We start from the raw sequence: 18,199 nt of genomic DNA, 5'->3' as shown, positions 1-18,199 counted from the left end.
TTAATTACTGCTGGAACCATTTTTTGTAGATGGTTTCGTAAGTGCCATCCTGTTTGATCTTGTCCAGCGCCGCATTGAATTTACCCTGTAACGCGGTGTTGCCCTGGCGCACGGCAATGCCTAAGCCGGTGCCGAAGTAGTCTTTGTCTGTCACTTTTTCGCCCACTACCGCCAGCGTGTCGTTCTGTTTCAGCCATTCGTTAACCACGGCGGAGTCGCCGAAGACGGCGTTGATGCGGCCGTTTTTCAGATCCAGAATGGCATTCTGGTAGCTGTCGTAGGGCACGGTGGTGATTTCCGGGTGTTTATCCGCCAGGTATTTTTGGTGGGTGGTGCCGTTTTGCACGCCGACTCTTTTGCCCTTCAGCGCGGCGACATCGGCCACTTTGCCTTTTTCAGTAATAAACAGCGCGGAGTTATCGTAGTAAGGCTGGGTGAACAGCACCTGTTTTTCGCGTTCGGGGGTGATGTCCATGCCGGCCATCACGGCATCGAAGCGTTTGAACTTCAGGCTGGGGATCAGGCTGTCGAATGCCTGGTTGGTGAAGGTGCATTCGGCCTGGATTTCTTTGCACAAGGCATTGGCCAAATCGACGTCAAAACCCTGGATCTGGTTGTCCGCGTTAACGAATTCAAACGGCGGGTAAGAGGCTTCCGTCGCGAAGCGGATGGTTTCAGCGGCGGCGGCGGAAACGCTGATGCCGGCTAAGACGGCGGCGATAAACAATTTTTTCATTAAAAATCCCCTAAGCCTAGTGTGATAAATAGTTGGCGAACTCGGCCGTTTGCGGCTGGGCGAAATGTTGGGCATCGCCCTGTTCCACTACCCGGCCATTTTCCAGGTAGGCTACGCGGCTGGCGGTTTTGCGCGCCACTTCCACTTCATGAGTCACGATGACCTGGGTAATCCCGGTGCTGGATAACTCACGAATGATACTGACGATCTGCGCCGTGATTTCTGGATCCAGCGCGGCGGTGGGTTCGTCGAACAGCAGCACGTGCGGTTCCATCATCAGCGCGCGGGCAATCGCGACCCGCTGCTGCTGGCCGCCGGAAAGATGCAACGGATAACGATCGGCGAAATCACTCAGGCGCAGGCGCTTGAGCAGTTTGTCGGCGCGTTCCATCGCCTGCGCTTTGCTCAAGCCCAGCACGCGGCAGGGCGCTTCGATCAGGTTATGCACCACGGTGAGGTGGGGCCACAGATTATATTGCTGAAACACCATTCCGACGTTCTGGCGCAGTTCGCGGATGGCTTTTTCACCCGGGGGTTGTGTGAAGTCAAACTGGTTGCCGGCAATCTGCAAATGGCCGGAACGCGGCATTTCCAGCAGGTTCAGCACCCGCAGCAGGGAGCTTTTCCCAGCGCCGCTTGGGCCAAGCAGCACTAACGTTTCGCCCGCTGGGCAGTCCAGCGTGATATTAAACAGCGCCTGGTTTGCGCCGTAAAAGCAATTGATATCTTTTAATTGAATGCTCATGCGCCAGGATCGGATAGATTTAGATGCCGCGAATGTTAACTTCCACAGCATAGTTATGCAATGTTTGTGAGTTAAAATTTATTTATGTGCGGTTATTTAATAAATAATAGCACAATGTGCCGGGCAGCAGCCGCAGCGCATGAATTTGTCGCGCCGCCGATGAAAACCCCAGTCAGTTTGCTTCTGCCTGCGGGCGATAATCAAACCGGTGCCGGAGCGCCGGTTTCGCATAGTGATTATTGATCTTCCAGGGTTTGTCGCAGGGTGGCGTGGGAAACCGGCGTCGGGGTATTCAGATAGCGAATATCGTTAACGGTCCAGCAGGTGCCTTCACGCACCATCAGCACTTCATTCTGCCAGTTAACGTCATTGCCGCCGGCTTTCTGGTAGCTCAGCGCGACGCGCAGCGGAATATTTTTCGCATCGGTATTCGGAATGGTGGAAGCGCTGGCGACGTTGGCGCTGGTCGGCCCTGTGGCACTGCCCGAGAACAAATCGCCGTTGGCGGCCAGTTTACCCGGCTGCCGGCTGGCCTTTAGCAATTCCTGATAGAGCTGCTGGCTCAGATAGGGCTGGAGTTCGCCCAGGCGGGCGCTGTCTGGCCGCGCAGCGCCTTGCTCAATGCGCAGATCGTAAAACGCTTGCGCCACGCTGTCTGGGCCGCCGTCTATACAGCCGCCGCTGCGGGTGCCGATATCCTTGTAAGCCGGCTCAACGGTGGTACAGGCACTCAGTAATAACGCTAAAGGCAAAACAGCCGCAATCGTTTTTGTTTTCATCTTAATACCTTTTGTGAAAGTCTCTCTATCCCATAGATTTCAAGGCACCGGCAGGCGGCAAGCGAAGCTCTCCCCCAGCAGGCCGTTGTCACAGAGCATGCCATGAATACATCAGCAGCTTACAGTATAAATAGATTTTGCCGTGAAGGTAGGTGTCTGAAATGGCTATTCTCGCCGCTTGCCCGCCGGGCGTGGCCATGCCCTGGCCGGCCTGTTGATGTACATCAATACAACAGGGTGACTATTTCGTTATGTTATATTTTATATAACGGATGGAATCACAGGTATCGATATGGACATATCTCGGCGCCGCTTGCTTCGCTATGCGTTTACCGCCGCCTGTCTTAGCGTGTTCCCCGCGGTGGCGCGCCCGCCGGCGCTCGCCAGCCTCTTTGGGCAATTGCCGGCGCCGTCCGCGATCCGCTGCGTGCTCTGCGCTGGGGCGCCGGCCGATCTTCTGTTGCTGGCTGTGGCGCCGGAGCGCCTGGTCGGTTTGTCGTCGTTCGATTTCTCCACGGCGGCCATGTTGCCCGACAGCTTGCGCCGGTTGCCCCGGCTGGGGCGTTTAGCCGGGCGCGGCAGCACGCTCTCCATTGAAAAAATCCTGGCAATCAATCCGGACATCATCATTGATTGCGGCAGCGTCGACGCTACCTACCGCTCGCTGGCGCAACGGGTGTCCGCCCAAACCGGCATTCCCTACGTATTGATTGATGGCGGGCTGCCCCATGCGGCGCAGCAGATTCGGCAGTTGGCCGCGCTGCTTGGTGTTGAAGCTCGCAGCGCGCCTTTGGCCGATATGGCCGCGCGTTTCCTGGCGGACGCGCAGGCATTTGCCGCCAGGCCAGGTAGCGCCAGGCGTTTCTATGCCGCACGCGGGCCGCGTGGGTTGGAAACCGGTCTGCGCGGCTCGTTGCATACGCAAGCGGCTGAAATGCTCGGGCTGGTGAACGTTGCCGCCGAACAGGGGCTGAGCGGGTTAGCGCAGGTGTCTTTTGAACAGATCGCGCACTGGAACCCCGAGATTATCATCACGCAAAGCGATATGACGCGGCAGTATCTGAACACCAGCCCCGTCTGGCGCAGCCTGGATGCGGTGGCGCAAGGGCGGGTATACGGTTTTACCGGTCTGCCGTTCGGCTGGCTGGATGCGCCGCCGGGCATCAACCGCCTGTTGGGGCTGCGCCGTTTGCAAAGCCATTTCGATCCGCAACTGGCCGCCGGTATCGCCGATGATATCAAGCAGTTCTTTCGCTTGTTTTATCACGCGGAACTGAGCGATGCGCAGCTGGCCGAGCTGTTGGTGCGCTCATGAGCATACGGATACGCATGGTGCTGCTTTGCGCGCTGGGGGGCGCCGCCGTGCTGTTGGCGCTGTGCACCGGCCCGTTTTCGCTGTCGTTAACGCAAATCTTGCACCTGATGGCGCCGGAAGCGATCGCGCCGGCAGACCGGCGCCTGGCGGTGGTTTTCTGGCAGGTGCGCTTGCCGCGCGTGGCCGGGGCGCTGCTGATTGGCGCCGCGTTATCGGCGGCAGGGGCCGCCTATCAGGGTATGTTTCGCAACCCGCTGGTGTCGCCGGATATTCTGGGCGTTTCCGCCGGCGCCGGTATGGGGGCCAGCATCGCCATTTTCCTCGGCTTGCCGATGCTGATGATCCAATTGCTGGCTTTTTTCGGCGGCCTGGCAGCGGTGATCGCGGTGTGTTTGATTGCAAGGTTGGCAACCCGCCACGATCCGGTTCTGTCGCTGGTGCTGGTGGGGATTGCGATCGGGACGCTGTGCGGCGCGGTGATCTCTCTGATCAAGATTTTGGCGGATCCTTACCTGCAACTGCCGTCGATCACCTTCTGGCTGCTTGGCGGCCTGTCAACCCTGACACCCGCGGACTTACTGGCGGTGGCGCCGGCGCTATTGCTGGGGATGATCCCAATGCTGCTGTTGCGCTGGCGGGTGAACCTGCTCAGCTTGCCTGACGACGAAGCGCGCACGCTGGGGGTCAATGTTGCCCGCTTGCGGCTGGTATTGATTCTGTGCGCAACGCTGGTGACCGCCGCCGCGGTTTCGGTTGCCGGTATTATTGGCTGGATCGGGCTGGTTGTGCCGCATATCAGCCGGCTGCTGGTGGGCGCGGATCACCGCTATCTGCTGCCGGCGGCCATGGGCTGCGGCGCATTGCTGCTGCTATTGACCGATACCCTGGCGCGCAGCATCGCCGCCATTGAGTTGCCGCTCGGCATCCTGACCGCGCTGGTGGGGGCGCCGTTCTTTCTGGCCCTGTTACTGGGGGGCGGGCGGCGATGAATGTGGTGAAGGTCGAGCAGGTCAGCCTGGGTTACCGGCGGCGGCGGCTGGTGCGGGATGTCAACTTTACGCTGCGGGCCGGGCAGATAACCTGCCTGCTCGGCGCAAACGGCTGCGGAAAAACCACCCTGATGCGCACGCTGTTGGGCCTGATGCCGCCGCTTGCGGGCGACATCAGCCTTTATGATCGGCCGATATCCCGTTGGCCGGCTGCCGAGCTGGCGCGGGCCGTAGCCTATGTGCCGCAGGCGCATGACGGCCCCTTTGCGTTTCGGGTGCGGGAGATGGTGATGATGGGCTGCAGCGCTCGGCTGCGGCTGTTCACGTCACCGGGCAAGCGGGAGCATGCGTTGGCCCGGCAGGCATTGGCGGCGCTTGGGATCGCGCATCTGGAACGTCGTCTTTATCCCACGCTCAGCGGCGGCGAGCGCCAGTTGGTGTTGATCGCCCGCGCGTTGGTGCAGCAACCCTCGCTGTTGGTGATGGATGAACCGGCGTCCAGCCTGGATTTTGGCCACCAAATCGCGTTGCTGGAGCAGGTGCGGCGCTTACAGGCCGGCGGGATGACGATCCTGATGTCGACCCATCACCCAATGCATGCCCAGGCCGTTGCCGACAGTGTGATACTGATGAGCCCAGAGCACGCCGTGCGCCAGGGGGCACCGGCAGAAATGCTCAGTGCGGAAGCGCTGGCGGCCATTTATCAGGTTTCACCCGCGCAAATTCGCCGCCACTTTCAGGGGAACCCCGTAAACGACATTCAGGACAAATACCATGCTGATTGATGACATTGATTTCGCCACGCTGTACCAACAGCAGATGAAGCTGGCGAAAAGAACGGAAAAAACGCCCGAACACTGGGATCGGCGGGCGGAGAAAATGGCACAGACCTGCGCCAACCCGCAGGATCCTTATCTGGCGCAACTGATCGCCCGCATGGATTTTACCGGCGTGCAAACGCTGCTGGATATGGGGTGCGGGCCGGGCTCCGTGTGCCTGAACGTGGCCGATCGCCTGCAACGTGTCTATGGCCTGGATTACAGCAGCGGCATGTTGGCGGTGGCGCGTCAGCGCGCCCAGGCGCAGGGCATCGCCAATGCCACTCTGCTGCGCAAGGCGTGGGAAGACAGCTGGGACGATGTGCCGCAATGCGACATCGCCGTTGCCTCGCGCTCTACGCTGGTGGCCGATCTGCGCCAGGCGATGCGTAAGTTGAACGACAAGGCCAGGTTGCGGGTATACACCACTCATACGGTAAGCCCCTCGTTTGTCGATCCGGCGATCCAGCGTGCCCTTGGCCGGCCGGTGGTCGAACTGCCCAACTACGCGTACGCCTTCAACGTGCTGTACCAGATGGGCATTCAGCCGCGGGTCGATTTTATCCGCGGGCCGAACTGCCAGGCGCAAACCGATACCTTCGACGCGTTTCTTTCTGCGGTTGCCTGGTCAACCGGCGAGCTGAACGATGAGGAAAAACAGCGCCTGTTTGATTATTTCACCCAGTGCAAACACGGGCCGCGGCCGCTGGTGGCGCCGACCCGTGACTGGGCGTTGCTCTGGTGGGATCGCGTTGATTTTGAGGTGGCGCAATGATCTTTATTCCTGATGCGCTGTTGGATCGGCTACTCCAGGAAGACATCCAGGGCGGAGATGTGACCACCCGGGCGTTGGGGATTGGCGAACGGGACGGTGAAATGCACTTTATTCACCGCCAAGGCGGTTGCGTCAGCGCCATTGACACCGCCTGCCGCATGCTGCGCCGCCTTGGCATTGAGGCGCAGGCGCGGGTGGAAGACGGCTCGCTGGTTGGCGCCGGTGCGCGGCTGGTGTCCGCTCAGGGCAGGGCAAAAGCATTACACCAAGGGTGGAAGGCGGTGCAGAACCTGCTGGAGTGGAGCTGCGGCGTGACGGACTACCAGTTCCGGATGCTGCAGATCCTGCGGCGCTATGTGCCGAACGGGCAGATTGCCTGCACGTGCAAGGCGGTGCCCGGGACGCGGCTGCTTGCCGCGCAGGCGGTGTTGGCCGGCGGCGGGCTCATCCACCGCGCCGGCACGGCGGATACGCTGCTGGTTTTTGCCAACCACCGCCGCTTTCTGGCCGATGATGACTGGCCGGCGATGGTCGCCCGCCTGCGCATGGCGGCGCCGGAAAAGGCCATCGTGCTGGAAGCCGATACTCCGGCAGAAGCCCGCCTGGCGCTGGCCGCCCAGCCCGACGTGTTGCAGTTGGATAAGTTTACGCCGCACGATATTGCCGCGCTGCTCGCACTGGCGCGGCAAATAGCGCCTCATTGCCGTATTTCCGCCACCGGCGGTATCACACTGCACACGGTTGAAGCCTTCGCTCGCACTGGCGTGCCGCTGTTGATCACTTCAGCCCCTTATTATGCACCGCCAGCGGATATTCAGGTTCAACTGTTGCCGTTGGCGTGATGCGTTTTGCCGCCGCCGCGCCACATCGGCGCAGCGGCTGTGCGATGGAACACCGTTATATAAAAACAACACAGCACACTTTTGGGAAGGATATCCTGATGAAAATAAAAACCATCTCTCTGTGTATGCCGTTCACTCTGTTGGCCATGGATGCGGCGTTGGCGGCGCAGGAGGACACGGTCACCGTATGGGGCAGCGCCGTCGCGGCGACCAGCGATATTGTTGACCAGCAAACCGTCACCCAGCTTGATAAACGCAACGTCGCACAGGCGCTTAGCGTGATCCCAGGGGTAACGTTACAGAAGTCCGGCAGCCGTAATGAACTGCAGGTGCGGGTGCGCGGCTTCGACAGCCGGCAGGTACCGATATTCTATGATGGCGTACCGATTTATGTGCCTTACGACGGCAATTTAGATCTTGGGCGCCTGCTCACTTCCGGGCTGGCGACGCTGGAGGTTTCCAAAGGCTACACGTCGCTGCTGCAAGGGCCAAACCAAATGGGGGGCTCGATCAACCTGACAACACAGAAGCCGAAGAACCCGCTGGAAGCCAGCATCGGCTTTCGTCAGGGTTGGGCGCGCGGCAAACACAGCGCTTATGACGCTAACGCCGCGCTGGGGATCAAAAGCGATCTCGGCTATATCCAGGTCAGCGGCAGCCGGCTGAAACAGGATTTTGTCGGCTTGCCCCATGGCAGTGACGGCCCGGTGGTGGGGGAACAGGGCAAGCGCAGTAATTCGGCGGCCGACGACCAGCGCGGTATGCTAAAAATCGGTTTCACCCCACGGCCATCGGATGAGTACACCTTTACCTACATCAAACAGGACGGCGAGAAGAACAACCCGCCCTATGCAGGCGTCAGCAGCCAGCAGGCGCGCTATTGGCAATGGCCGCAATACGATAAGGAAAGTTATTACTATCAGGGCACCACGCGGTTGGCCGATGGCTATACCCTGAAAAGCCGGGTTTACCACGACGCGTTTAAAAACACCCTGCTGATGTACAACAGCCTGGCCGCACTCAAAAGCGGGAGCGGCAGCTACAGCCACTACGACGATTACAGCAACGGCGCCGGGCTGCAATTGGCAATAGATATGCGCGAGCGCGATCAACTGGCGTTCGCCGCGCACTGGAAAGAAGACGTCCACCGTGAAAAGAGCGCGCCTTCGGCGGCCTACGATCGCTATAAAGACCGCACCTGGTCGCTGGCCAGCGAATACCAATGGGCGGCAACTGACGATCTGGACGTAGTGGCGGGCATCAGCTACGACTGGCGCGACAGCCGGCAGGCCATGAAGCACGAGACGGCCGGGATCACCCGTTATGACGACAATACCCAGCGGGCATTCAACTGGCAGGGCATGGCGAAATATCACTTTGACAGCCGTAACGATATTGCCCTGTCGTATTCTGAACGCAGCCGCTTCCCCACGCTGAAAGAACGTTACACCACCTCGCGCCCGGCCACGGGGCAGACGGCGCTGGTGAACCCCGGCCTGAAGGCGGAACGCAGCCGTAACCTCGATCTAACCTATACCGGCGCGCTGTCTGAACGGTGGGGTTATGACGCCAGCGTGTATTACAACCGCGTCAGTGACGCCATTCTGTCGCAAAACGTCAGCGCAGACGTGGTGCAGAACCGCAACAGCGGCCGGGTGGATTACACCGGGTTTGAGCTGGGCGTTAAAGGCAAACTGCTGGATATGCTGTCGGCCGGGGTGAATTACAGCTTCACCCATAGCGATCCCAAGCAATTGGAAATCGGCAAGATTACCGGTTTGCCGAAGCAAACGCTGGTGGCCTGGGCGACGCTGACGCCGTGGCAGCCGCTGAGTATTACCGTGTCGCAGGAGGCGCGTTCTTATAGCTACAGCGACACCGACGGCAGCCAGAAGGCGGCCGGCTTTTCCGTCACCAACCTGCGTACCGATTACCAGATTGGGCATGGCCTGAGCGTCAATGCGTCGGTCAACAATCTGTTCGATACCACCTACGCCTATGCCGAAGGGTTTATCGAAGAGGGGCGCAATTATTGGCTGGGGGTAGAGTACCGCTACTGACCGCGCCGGTCGGGTAGGTTGTCGTCAGGGCTGACGCCGTGGCGGCATCGTGTTAAAAAGGAGGTCGGAGCAAGAAGTTCATCATTAACAGGAGATCCTGATGCAGCTTTCGACGACCCCAACCCTGGAAGGGTTCACCATTACCGCCTATTGCGGCGTCGTTACCGGCGAAGCCATTCTCGGCGCCAATATCTTCCGTGATTTTTTTGCCGGCGTGCGTGATATCGTCGGCGGCCGTTCCGGCGCCTACGAGAAAGAGTTACGCAAGGCGCGCCAACTGGCGTTCAGGGAATTGGAAGAACAGGCCAAGGAACTGGGGGCCAACGCGGTGGTTGGTATCGATATCGATTATGAAACCGTCGGCAAAGACGCCAGCATGTTGATGGTTACCGTCAGCGGCACGGCGGTGAAAGTGGACCGTTAATCCGAACGCAAGGCAAAGGAGCATGCAGTGGCGAAGGGATTATGGATCATAGCCGCCGCCAGCCTGTTGGCCGGCTGCCAGAGCGGCCAACAGCACGAAGATGGCGCTTATCACGTGGAGACGCGTTACCGGGCGCAGGGCGCCGATGCGCGCATCCGCTTTCTGGTGATGCATTACACGGCGGATGATTTTCACGCCTCGCTGAAGACGCTGACCGACGAACACGTCAGCGCGCACTACCTGCTGCCGGCTCATCCGCCGCGGCAAAACGGCCAACCGGTGGTGTATCAACTGGTGCCCGAGGCGCAGCGCGCCTGGCATGCGGGGGCCAGCCAGTGGCGTGGCCGCACCGGCCTTAACGATACCTCCATCGGCATTGAAATCGTCAATCGCGGCTTTTACCGCAGCCTGCTGTTCACCCATTGGCAGCCCTATACGCCGGAGCAAATTGCGCTGCTGGTGGATCTTAGCCGCGACATCATTAAGCGCTATGGCATTCAGCCGGTGGATGTGGTCGGGCACAGCGATATCGCTCCTTTGCGCAAACAGGATCCCGGCCCGCTATTCCCGTGGCGGCAGTTGGCGCAGGCTGGCATCGGTGCCTGGCCGAACGAGGCGGACGTGCAGCATTATCTGGCCGGCCGCGATCGCCATGCGCCGGTCGCCATGGCGCCGCTATTGGCCAAGCTGGCGCGCTACGGCTATGGCGTGGAGCCGGGGTGGGATGCGCGCCAGCAGCGGCAACTGGTGGCGGCGTTTCAGATGCACTTCCGGCCGGCAGATTTTAGCGGCGTGCCGGATGCGGAAACCGAAGCGATTGCGGATGCTTTGCTAAGTAAATATGGGGCGGCGCGCTGATTAGCGCGCGTGCAACATGCCGTGGGTTTTCAACCATTGGGCGGTGCGGTTGATGCCTTCGTCCAGCGAAACGATCGGCCGGTAACCCAACTCGTCTTGTGCCAGCGTGGTGTCGAGCGTCAAATCGAAATTGAGCTTGGCGACGCCGTAATGGGTCAGCACCGGCTCTTTGTCTTTATTTCCCAACTTTTCCATGCCGCGGGCCATCATATCCAGCATCGGATAGGGCACCGAACGGATACGGCACGCCATGCCAAGATCGTCAAACAGTTGTTGGACGATGGTGCGCAGCGGGCGTGACTGCTGGTTGGTAATATTGTAGGCGCGCCCGGAGACGGTGTTTTCCGCCTGGGTGGCCAGCCACATGGCGTGTACGGCGTTTTCCAGATAGGTCATATCCACCAGCGCGCTGCCGCCGTGCGGCAGCAGCAGGTTGCCGTAGTGCTTAATCATCTGCAGCAGGCGCGGCAACATCACGTTGTCGTGCGGGCCGAACAGCCCCTGCGGGCGCAGAATGGTGAAATGGGTCTGCGGGTTGGACAGTGCCAACTGGTGGATCACCTGTTCGCCGGCAGCTTTGCTGCGCGCGAATTCGTTGGCATAGCGTACCGGCCGGTAATCTTCTTTGATATTGCGGTGGTGGCGATAATCGAAATAAATAGCAGGGGAGGAGATATGGATAAACTGCGATACGCCATAGGCGGCGGCCCATTCCCCCAACCGGCGGGTGGCGCGCACGTTGGCCAGCTCGAACGCCTGCTCGCTGCCCCAGGGGGAAGTGAAGCTGGAGCAGTGCCACAGAACATCCACGTCCGCCAGCATGGCCTTGGCCTGTGAAGATACCAGCGTGGTGAGATCGGCTGCGATAAACTCGGCGCCCATTTTTTCCAGCAGGTTGCCCATGGCCTGGTTGCGGCCGGTGGCGCGCACTTTTATACCCTGATGGCGGAGATATTCAACGGCGTTGCGGCCTAACCCACTGGTTGCACCGGTAACCAATACCTTCATAACAGACTCTATTCTCACCCCAAATTGTAGACTGCGGGAGCGGTTGCCAGCACCCCTGCAAATGAGGTGCCATTCTTCCGTGATTTTGTGCGCTATGCAATCGGAAAGGGTTTAACTGCGGCAGCAAAGTGTGCGGTTGGCCGACAAATAACCGCCTGACGCCCTTTAATGCCGATCTTGCCGCTGCGCCAACCGGGCAATGCGCTTTGCCATGCCACGAAAAATAAACAGGTGAGCGGGCATCATAAGGAACCAATAAAGCAAGCCGCTGAACCCGGCCGGGTGCCACCAGGCGCGCACATCAAGCTGCCGGTATGCGCCAAAATCCTTAATGCTAAAGGTCAGTCGCCCCAGCCCCGGCGCCTTCATACCAAACAGCAATGCCAACTGGCGCAGCGGCTTCATGGTGATCACTTTCCAGCCGTCTACCAGATCGCCCACTTGCAGCGTCGCGCGCGCCGGGCGGCCATAGACCACGCCGTTGCCCGCCAGATCGTCCATCCAGGCCCGAATGCGCCACAGGATATTGGCGTAAAAATAGCCTTCTTTGCCGCCCAACTGCTGCACCACGTGCCACAGCGCTTCACTGGATGCCGTGGTATCGATGGTAAAGCCGGCCTGCTTCGGGTAAAAGCCATAGCCGGGGCGCCAGCGGGCGCGCGCTTCGGGATCGTAGCCCCAGTCGGCGCAGGCCACCACTTCATCTTCACGCCGCAACGTGTCTTTCACCGCCTGATCGAAGGTAAACAGCGTTTGCGGGATCAGCGCTTGCAGTGCTTTGCCGTCGGCCGGCAGATCGTGGTTCAGGCCTTGGATCAGCGCGTTGGCGATCGGCACCGGTACCGAGGTTATCATGCTGATAAACCACGCGGAGATAAAGCGTGTCGGCAGGGGGAGGGGAAGCAGCCAGCGTTTTTTGCCGCTGATGGCGATAAAGCGCTCGAACAGGGTTTGATAGCTGATGTATTCCGGGCCGGCGATGTCGAAAACCCGATTCTCCGCCGCCGGATACTGCAATATACCGGCCAGGTAGACCAGCAGATTGCTCAACGCGACCGGCGATGATTTGGAGCGCACCCAACGCGGCGGGGTCAGTATCGGCAGGTTGTACACCATATCGCGCATGATCTCGAAAGCGGCTGAACCGGGGCCGACGATAATGCTGGCGCGCAGTTCCGTGATCGGAACGCCGCTGCTGCGCAGGATATCGCCGGTCAGTTGACGTGCGACCAGATGCGGTGAGCGGGCGTCGCGCGGCTGCAACGCGCCGAGAAAGATCACCTGTTTGACACTGGCGTTGCGCAGCGCGTCACGCATATTTTCCGCCGCTTGGCGCTCTTTTTCGATAAAGTCATCGCCGTCGCCCATGCCGTGGATCAGGTAATACACCGTATCGATATTCCACAACGCCGCGGCCAGCGTTTCCGGGCGGTAGACATCCACGTATTGGCAACGCACGCGCGGCCAGTGCTGTTCCTGTAGCCATTCAATGCGCCGGGCGGCAGCGGTAATGTCATGCCCAAGCTCCGCCAGATGTGGGATCAGGTTCTGGCCAATATAGCCGCTAGCGCCAAGCACCAGTATGCGTTGGGGGATCATCCATGCCGCCTTATCGTCAATGTGAACGCCTTGCCCAAGCGGCCGTGGCGCTTGAGTTTCATAGCGCATAGCATGCCAAACCTGCCGAGTAAAAGCACTGCGTAATGGACGATTTCTGTTTGCCAGGGCATGCCGGCCGCGGCACACTGGGCGCCTTTTCTGGTGGGGAGTGAGCGATGCGAGTAGGGGCGTTGTGTTATCTGCTGCTGGCCGTGGCCTGCAGCGCCAGCCTGTTTTCGCCGCAGCCGCTTTGGGCGGCGGTGGTGCTGATTAACCTGTTGACGCTGCTGATTTACGGCGCAGATAAGTTGGCGGCCATCCGGGCGTGGCAACGGGTGCCGGAAAGCACCCTGTTGGCCTTTGGGTTGGTAGGCGGTTGGCCGGGAGCGATCTGCGGCCAGCAACTCTTTCGCCATAAAACGCGCAAGCAGCCGTTCAAAACCTGGTTTATCTGCAGCGTGGTGCTGAACCTGGCGCTGGCGATCGGCTATTGGCGATACGGCGGTTAACGCAACCAGTTGGTCTTGGCCAGCTCAACCACTTCATCGCCGCGGCCGTTGATGATGGCGCGCAGCATATACAGGCTGAACCCCTTGGCCTGTTCAAATTTGATCTGCGGCGGCATCGCCAGTTCCTGTTTGGCGGTGACGACATCCAGCAGCCCCGGGCCGGGGTGCGCCAGCAGTTCCTGCAGCGCGGCGTCCAGTTCGGACGCTTTCTCGACGCGGATGCCTTTAATGCCGGCGGCGTTGGCAATCGCCGCGAAGTCCGGGTTGTGCAGATCGGTGCCGTCGGTCAGGTAACCGCCCGCTTTCATTTCCATCGCCACAAACCCCAACACGCTATTGTTGAACACCACCACCTTCACCGGCAGTTTGAGCTGCGCCAGCGACAGAAAATCGCCCATCAACATGCTGAAGCCGCCGTCGCCACACAGCGCCACTACCTGGCGGTTTGGCGCCGTCGCCTGTGCGCCAATCGCCTGCGGCATGGCGTTGGCCATGGAGCCGTGGTTGAACGAGCCCAACAGGCGGCGTTTGCCGTTCATCTTCAGGTAGCGCGCTGCCCATACCGTCGGGGTGCCGACGTCGCAGGTAAAAACCGCGTCTTCGCTGGCGTATTGGCTGATTTGCTGCGCCAGATACTGCGGGTGAATCGGCTGATCGTCATTACGGGTCGCCAGGCTGTCGAGATCCTTACGGGCATCGCGATAGTGCTCCAAGGCTTTATCAAGGTATTTGCGATCCTGTTTCGGCTCCAACAGCGGCAGCAGGGTGGTCAGGGTGGTTTTGATATCGCCGACCAACGCCTGATTGACCGGGCAGTGGGCGCCGATGCTGCCAGGGTTGATGTCGATCTGGATAATGGTGGCGTTGCTCGGGTAGAACGCGCGGTAGGGGAACTGGGTGCCCAGCAGCACCAGCGTATCGGCGTTCATCATCGCATGATAGCCGGAGGAGAAGCCAATCAGCCCGGTCATGCCTACGCTGTAAGGGTTATCCCACTCAATGTGCTCCTTGCCGCGCAACGCATGCACGACCGGGGCCTGCAGCGTTTCGGCCAGTTTTACCACTTCTTCGTGGGCGCCGGCGCAGCCGCTGCCGCACATCAGGGTAATGTTCTTGGCGCCGTTAAGGGTTTGCGCCAGCTTCTGTAGCTCGCTTAGCGGCGGCTGCACCAGCGGCAGCGCTGGGGTTTGCCACACTACCTGCGCGTCTTCCGGCGCCATACGCAGCGCCACGTCGCCCGGCAGCACGATGACTGAAACGCCGCGGTTCAGGATCGCCTGCCGCATGGCGACCTCCAGTACGCGCGGCAGCTGCTCGGGGTTGGACACCAGCTCACAGTAATGGCTGCACTCGCGGAACAGCTCCTGCGGGTGGGTTTCCTGAAAATAGCCGCTGCCGATTTCGCTGGAAGGAATATGTGCGGCGATCGCCAGCACCGGCACGTGGTTGCGGTGGCAGTCGAACAGGCCGTTGATCAGGTGCAGGTTGCCGGGGCCGCAGGAACCGGCGCACACCGCCAGCTCGCTGGTGAGTTGCGCTTCGGCGCCGGCGGCAAAGGCGGCCACCTCTTCATGGCGGGTTCCCAGCCATTCGATGGTGCCCATGCGGTGCAGGCTGTCGCTCAGCCCATTTAACGAATCGCCGGTGACGCCCCAAATTCGTTTTACTCCCGCTTTTTCCAGCGTTTTAGCGACCAGCGTGGCTACTGTTTGCTTCATAGTTCCCCCAAGCATAGTGAAAATAATATGAACTCAATCCGATGAGTCACAGACAGAGCGGTTACCTGTACAGGCTACCGGGTCTTTTGTCGATGAACGTCAGGAAAGGTAAAGCGCAGCGCTTCACCGAGTCTAGGAGAGCGCCGCCGGGGCGGTTTACCGATAAATGCCCTGACGTTTGTCAGGCGCGGGGGCGGCGCCTGACGAATGCTTATGAGAACAGGGCGATCAGCACCGGCGCCAACAGGCTCAGCAAGAAACCGTGCACAATCGCCGAGGGCACAATTTCCAGCCCAGCGCTGCGCTGGAGCACCGGCAAGGTAAAGTCCATGGAGGTGGCGCCGCAGAGGCCCAGGGCAGAAGAGCGGCTGCGGCGCACCAGCGCCGGGATCAGCATGATCGCAACCAGCTCACGCGCCAGATCGTTGAAAAACGCGGCGCTGCCCATCACCGGGCCATAGGTATCGGCGATCAGAATGCCGGAGAGGGAATACCAGCCAAAGCCGGAGGCCATCGCCAGCCCTTCTTTCAGCGGCAGCCCGAGCAGCAACGCGGCCAGCGCGCCGCCCGCCAGCGCGCTGACGCACACTACGCCGGCGACGATCATGCCGCGGCGGTTAATCACCACCTGGCGCAGCGTCATACCGCTGTTGCGCAGCTGTGTCCCGACCAGTAACAGCAAGAACAGCAGCGCGTATTCTCCGCCCTGCGTCGCATACTGCAACCACGGCCACTGCGCCAGCCCCAGAATAAAGCCGGCAAGCACCACGCCGCAGAGCTTGAGTGATTCCAGCGCCATCAGCAGGCGGGAAGGCAAGGCCTCTTGCTTATGCGCACTGCGCCAGGGCGAGCGGCGCTCCAGCAGATACAGGGCCAGCAGGTTAAAGCAGAAAATGCACAGGAAAAACACGGCCGTATACTGGAAGATCAGCAGCAGGTTACTGCCCAGATTATCCAGAAATGCCAGGCTGATGCCCATAAAAAACAGGATGACATACACCATCCAACTAAGCAGGCGGTTGACGGTGCGAATTAACGTTTTACTGCGCAGCGGAATAAGGTAACCGGCAATCAGCGGCACCAGAATGATCAGCAGTCCTGAATACATGAAAAATGCGCGTCCTTTGGAATGAGAAATACCCGGGCCGATGGCCGGGTGAACACGCTAACCAAATCCGGCTGCGGAGTAAAGCGGCAGATTTAATGATGTCTGCTTGACCTGTAAGGGGTTTTTTGCCCATGCTCTGGGGAACCCACCCCGTTGGGGCGGAGAAAGGCACGCCTGGGAGGCGGTGAATGTATTTAGAACGTCTGGAAATTGTCGGGTTCCGTGGCATCAATCGGCTATCGCTGGTGCTGGATGACAACACCCTGCTGTTGGGGGAAAACGCCTGGGGCAAATCGAGCCTGCTGGATGCGCTGACGCTGCTGCTGGCCCCGGAACAGGTGCTGTATCGCTTTGAGGCGCATGACTTTCATTTCCCGCCCGGCGATGAAGCGGCGAAGGAACGGCATCTGCAGGTTATTTTAACCTTCTGTGAAAAAGACACCGGGCATGCGCACTTGCCACGTTACCGCGCGCTTTCCCCGCTGTGGGTGAAAGGCGAAGACAACCTGAACCGTATTCATTATCGCTGCGAAGGGGAACTCGAGGACGACGGCACCGTGTGCACCTGGCGCAGTTTTCTGGATGCGGACGGCAACCCGATTCACCTGCATCATATCGATAAGCTGGTGCTGGCGCTGGTGCGTATTCACCCCGTGCTGCGCCTGCGCGATGCGCGCTTTGTCCGCCGCTTGCGGCCGAACCGCCTGGCCAACAATCAGCCCGATCAGGCTGCGCTGGCGCAGCAGTTGGAGCAATTGACGCGCGAACTGGTGCGCAATCCGCAAAAACTGACCAACAACGAATTGCGCCAGGGGTTGGCGGCGATGCAGCAACTGCTGGATCACTATTTTGCCGAGCATGGTTCCCAGGTGGCGCGCACCCGGCGGCGCCAGCCGGAGGAACAGCAGGCCTGGCGCGCGCTGGACGGCCTTAACCGTATGGCGGCGGAGCCCAACAGCCGAAGCATGCGTTTGATCCTGCTGGGTATGTTCTCCACCCTGTTGCAGGCCAAAGGCGATGTCACGCTCGATCCCCATGCGCGGCCGCTGCTGCTGGTGGAGGATCCGGAAACTCGCCTGCATCCGATTATGCTGTCGGTCGCCTGGGGGTTGCTTGATCAACTGCCCTTGCAGCGCATCACCACCACCAATTCCAGCCAGTTGGTGTCGCTGGTGCCGATTGAGCACGTTTGCCGGCTGGTGCGCGGCTCCGGGCGGGTGGCGACCTATCGCCTGGGCGCGCGCGGCCTGGGGGCGGAGGACGGCCGCCGCATTGCCTTCCATATCCGGTTCAACCGGCCTTCATCGCTGTTTGCCCGCTGCTGGTTGCTGGTGGAGGGGGAAACTGAAGTCTGGTTGTTGAACGAATTGGCGCGCCAGTGCGGCTACCATTTCGAATCGGAAGGCGTGCGGGTGATTGAATTCGCCCAGTGCGGGCTGAAGCCGCTGCTGAAGTTTGCGCGCCGGATGGGGATCGAATGGCACGCTCTGGTGGACGGCGATGAGGCCGGTAAAAAATACGCCAATACCGTGCGCGGCCTGCTGGACAACCACGTTGATATTGAACGCGATCGCCTGACCGCGCTACCGGCGATGGACATGGAGCAGTTCATGTACAAAGAAGGGTTCAGCGCGGTGTATCACCGCGTGGCGGCGGTGCCGGCCAATGCCCAGATGCCGCTGCGCAAAGTGATCCAAAAGGCGGTGCATCACTCCTCAAAACCCGATTTAGCGATTGAAGTGGCGATGCAGGCCGGTGAGTGGGGCACCGATTCGGTGCCGCCGTTGCTGAAAAAGATGTTTTCGCGCGTGATCTGGCTGGCACGCGGGCGGGCTGATTAGCCGGCCCATTCACGGCCGGAATCTGATTGACGCGCGTGCCAGCGAGGAAATAAAATGCCAGTCATACTGCGGCTG

17 protein-coding genes are annotated in these 18,199 nt (G+C 60.2%); 10 read left to right on the top strand and 7 right to left on the bottom strand.

Annotated features, from left to right (window positions below):
- Positions 1-4 precede the first annotated feature (4 nt).
- From artJ to ABFX35_RS15240, 3 genes are all read right to left on the bottom strand, one after another.
- Positions 5-736 carry an arginine ABC transporter substrate-binding protein gene (gene artJ, locus ABFX35_RS15250; RefSeq protein WP_095848023.1) on the bottom strand — a complete coding sequence of 244 codons (732 nt, stop codon included), beginning with the start codon at positions 734-736 and terminating at the stop codon, positions 5-7.
- 16 nt (positions 737-752) lie between these two features.
- Positions 753-1,481, bottom strand: coding sequence for an arginine ABC transporter ATP-binding protein ArtP (artP, locus tag ABFX35_RS15245; RefSeq protein ID WP_095848024.1), 729 nt, complete (start codon positions 1,479-1,481; stop codon positions 753-755).
- A 236-nt stretch (positions 1,482-1,717) separates the two neighbouring features.
- On the bottom strand, positions 1,718-2,260 hold the full coding sequence (locus tag ABFX35_RS15240) for a lipoprotein (RefSeq protein WP_346082091.1): 543 nt from the start codon (positions 2,258-2,260) through the stop codon (positions 1,718-1,720).
- 292 nt (positions 2,261-2,552) lie between these two features.
- Here ABFX35_RS15240 and ABFX35_RS15235 point away from each other — a divergent pair, with 292 nt between their 5' ends.
- From ABFX35_RS15235 to ABFX35_RS15200, 8 genes are all read left to right on the top strand, one after another.
- Positions 2,553-3,575, top strand: coding sequence for an ABC transporter substrate-binding protein (locus ABFX35_RS15235; RefSeq protein WP_279023282.1), 1,023 nt, complete (start codon positions 2,553-2,555; stop codon positions 3,573-3,575).
- On the top strand, positions 3,572-4,564 hold the full coding sequence (locus tag ABFX35_RS15230) for a FecCD family ABC transporter permease (protein WP_346082090.1): 993 nt from the start codon (positions 3,572-3,574) through the stop codon (positions 4,562-4,564). Before ABFX35_RS15235 ends, ABFX35_RS15230 begins: the two co-directional genes overlap by 4 nt.
- Positions 4,561-5,349 carry an ABC transporter ATP-binding protein gene (locus ABFX35_RS15225; protein WP_346082089.1) on the top strand — a complete coding sequence of 263 codons (789 nt, stop codon included), beginning with the start codon at positions 4,561-4,563 and terminating at the stop codon, positions 5,347-5,349. The genes ABFX35_RS15230 and ABFX35_RS15225 overlap by 4 nt, the downstream gene beginning before the upstream one ends.
- Positions 5,339-6,157, top strand: a complete 819-nt coding sequence (locus ABFX35_RS15220; RefSeq protein ID WP_346082088.1) for a class I SAM-dependent methyltransferase — start codon at positions 5,339-5,341, stop codon at positions 6,155-6,157. Before ABFX35_RS15225 ends, ABFX35_RS15220 begins: the two co-directional genes overlap by 11 nt.
- Entirely contained in the window at positions 6,154-6,999 is an 846-nt protein-coding gene (gene modD, locus ABFX35_RS15215; protein WP_346082087.1) for a ModD protein, read from the top strand. Before ABFX35_RS15220 ends, modD begins: the two co-directional genes overlap by 4 nt.
- A gap of 98 nt (positions 7,000-7,097) precedes the next feature.
- On the top strand, positions 7,098-9,059 hold the full coding sequence (locus ABFX35_RS15210) for a TonB-dependent receptor plug domain-containing protein (protein ID WP_346082086.1): 1,962 nt from the start codon (positions 7,098-7,100) through the stop codon (positions 9,057-9,059).
- A 100-nt stretch (positions 9,060-9,159) separates the two neighbouring features.
- A complete protein-coding gene (locus ABFX35_RS15205; RefSeq protein ID WP_346082085.1) occupies positions 9,160-9,483 on the top strand; it encodes a heavy metal-binding domain-containing protein in 324 nt (107 codons plus the stop codon).
- Between the two features lie 27 nt (positions 9,484-9,510).
- Positions 9,511-10,341: an N-acetylmuramoyl-L-alanine amidase gene (locus ABFX35_RS15200; RefSeq protein WP_346082084.1), complete on the top strand. Its 831-nt coding sequence runs from the start codon at positions 9,511-9,513 to the stop codon at positions 10,339-10,341.
- Here ABFX35_RS15200 and ABFX35_RS15195 read toward each other — a convergent pair whose 3' ends face one another.
- Positions 10,342-11,349: an NAD-dependent epimerase/dehydratase family protein gene (locus ABFX35_RS15195; protein ID WP_346082083.1), complete on the bottom strand. Its 1,008-nt coding sequence runs from the start codon at positions 11,347-11,349 to the stop codon at positions 10,342-10,344. It lies immediately after the preceding gene.
- Positions 11,350-11,514: 165 nt separating this feature from the next.
- The gene (locus tag ABFX35_RS15190; RefSeq protein ID WP_346082378.1) at positions 11,515-12,948 is read right to left on the bottom strand and encodes a DUF2867 domain-containing protein; all 1,434 of its coding nucleotides are present in this window, start codon (positions 12,946-12,948) and stop codon (positions 11,515-11,517) included.
- Between the two features lie 176 nt (positions 12,949-13,124).
- Between ABFX35_RS15190 and ABFX35_RS15185 the strand changes: the two genes are divergently transcribed.
- Positions 13,125-13,457, top strand: coding sequence for a DUF1294 domain-containing protein (locus ABFX35_RS15185; protein ID WP_346082082.1), 333 nt, complete (start codon positions 13,125-13,127; stop codon positions 13,455-13,457).
- On the opposite strand, the gene poxB is transcribed toward ABFX35_RS15185, so the two are convergent.
- Both poxB and ABFX35_RS15175 read right to left on the bottom strand, forming a co-directional pair.
- Positions 13,454-15,175: a ubiquinone-dependent pyruvate dehydrogenase gene (gene poxB / locus ABFX35_RS15180; RefSeq protein WP_346082081.1), complete on the bottom strand. Its 1,722-nt coding sequence runs from the start codon at positions 15,173-15,175 to the stop codon at positions 13,454-13,456. The genes ABFX35_RS15185 and poxB overlap by 4 nt on opposite strands.
- Positions 15,176-15,386: 211 nt before the next feature.
- Positions 15,387-16,283: a LysO family transporter gene (locus ABFX35_RS15175; RefSeq protein WP_095848037.1), complete on the bottom strand. Its 897-nt coding sequence runs from the start codon at positions 16,281-16,283 to the stop codon at positions 15,387-15,389.
- A 188-nt stretch (positions 16,284-16,471) separates the two neighbouring features.
- Between ABFX35_RS15175 and ABFX35_RS15170 the strand changes: the two genes are divergently transcribed.
- Positions 16,472-18,124, top strand: coding sequence for an ATP-dependent endonuclease (locus tag ABFX35_RS15170; RefSeq protein ID WP_346082080.1), 1,653 nt, complete (start codon positions 16,472-16,474; stop codon positions 18,122-18,124).
- The last annotated feature ends 75 nt before the right edge of the window (positions 18,125-18,199 follow it).

Origin of the sequence: Gibbsiella dentisursi (assembly GCF_039539505.1) — a bacterium.
Taxonomy (GTDB): domain Bacteria; phylum Pseudomonadota; class Gammaproteobacteria; order Enterobacterales; family Enterobacteriaceae; genus Gibbsiella; species Gibbsiella quercinecans.
This window is presented reverse-complemented; position numbering and strand designations above follow the sequence as displayed.

Coding starts and splice junctions, on each gene's coding strand:
- artJ (WP_095848023.1), bottom strand. CDS start 736: ATGAAAAAATTGTTTATCGCCGCCGTCTTAGCCGGCATCAGCGTTTCC.
- artP (WP_095848024.1), bottom strand. CDS start 1,481: ATGAGCATTCAATTAAAAGATATCAATTGCTTTTACGGCGCAAACCAG.
- ABFX35_RS15240 (WP_346082091.1), bottom strand. CDS start 2,260: ATGAAAACAAAAACGATTGCGGCTGTTTTGCCTTTAGCGTTATTACTG.
- ABFX35_RS15235 (WP_279023282.1), top strand. CDS start 2,553: ATGGACATATCTCGGCGCCGCTTGCTTCGCTATGCGTTTACCGCCGCC.
- ABFX35_RS15230 (WP_346082090.1), top strand. CDS start 3,572: ATGAGCATACGGATACGCATGGTGCTGCTTTGCGCGCTGGGGGGCGCC.
- ABFX35_RS15225 (WP_346082089.1), top strand. CDS start 4,561: ATGAATGTGGTGAAGGTCGAGCAGGTCAGCCTGGGTTACCGGCGGCGG.
- ABFX35_RS15220 (WP_346082088.1), top strand. CDS start 5,339: ATGCTGATTGATGACATTGATTTCGCCACGCTGTACCAACAGCAGATG.
- modD (WP_346082087.1), top strand. CDS start 6,154: ATGATCTTTATTCCTGATGCGCTGTTGGATCGGCTACTCCAGGAAGAC.
- ABFX35_RS15210 (WP_346082086.1), top strand. CDS start 7,098: ATGAAAATAAAAACCATCTCTCTGTGTATGCCGTTCACTCTGTTGGCC.
- ABFX35_RS15205 (WP_346082085.1), top strand. CDS start 9,160: ATGCAGCTTTCGACGACCCCAACCCTGGAAGGGTTCACCATTACCGCC.
- ABFX35_RS15195 (WP_346082083.1), bottom strand. CDS start 11,349: ATGAAGGTATTGGTTACCGGTGCAACCAGTGGGTTAGGCCGCAACGCC.
- ABFX35_RS15190 (WP_346082378.1), bottom strand. CDS start 12,948: ATGATCCCCCAACGCATACTGGTGCTTGGCGCTAGCGGCTATATTGGC.
- ABFX35_RS15185 (WP_346082082.1), top strand. CDS start 13,125: ATGCGAGTAGGGGCGTTGTGTTATCTGCTGCTGGCCGTGGCCTGCAGC.
- poxB (WP_346082081.1), bottom strand. CDS start 15,175: ATGAAGCAAACAGTAGCCACGCTGGTCGCTAAAACGCTGGAAAAAGCG.
- ABFX35_RS15175 (WP_095848037.1), bottom strand. CDS start 16,283: ATGTATTCAGGACTGCTGATCATTCTGGTGCCGCTGATTGCCGGTTAC.
- ABFX35_RS15170 (WP_346082080.1), top strand. CDS start 16,472: ATGTATTTAGAACGTCTGGAAATTGTCGGGTTCCGTGGCATCAATCGG.